At 57.4% G+C, this 296-nt stretch carries 1 protein-coding gene; it reads left to right on the top strand.

Annotated elements, in window-relative coordinates; translation table 11 throughout:
• On the top strand, positions 1 to 296 hold a 296-nt coding region (locus ACGF49_RS25120), incomplete at both ends, for a ShlB/FhaC/HecB family hemolysin secretion/activation protein (protein WP_387493503.1).

Here is a 296-nt window from a genome sequence, read left to right as displayed (position 1 = left end):
GCAGCCGGGGGAGAGCGATATTGTGCTGGACTGGCGTCAGTCCCGGCACTGGCGAGTCGCCACGTATTTGGATGATACCGGCTCTAAGAGCACCGGGCGTTATCAGGGCGGATTAACCTTCTTTCTGGATAACCCGCTGGCGTTAAGCGACCTGTTCTACCTCTCCGGGGGACGCGATATTCACGCATCTGCCGGGAAAGGCAGCCAAAACGACACGCTCTATTACTCCGTGCCCTTCGGCTACTGGATGACGAGCGTGACGGCCAGTCATTACGATTATACCCAGACAATAGCCG

The organism is Photorhabdus sp. RM96S (genome assembly GCF_042879335.1).
Classification (GTDB): Bacteria; Pseudomonadota; Gammaproteobacteria; order Enterobacterales; family Enterobacteriaceae; genus Photorhabdus; species Photorhabdus kayaii.
The sequence above is the reverse complement of the archived record's forward strand: the minus strand, read 5'-3'. Positions and strand labels throughout refer to the sequence as shown.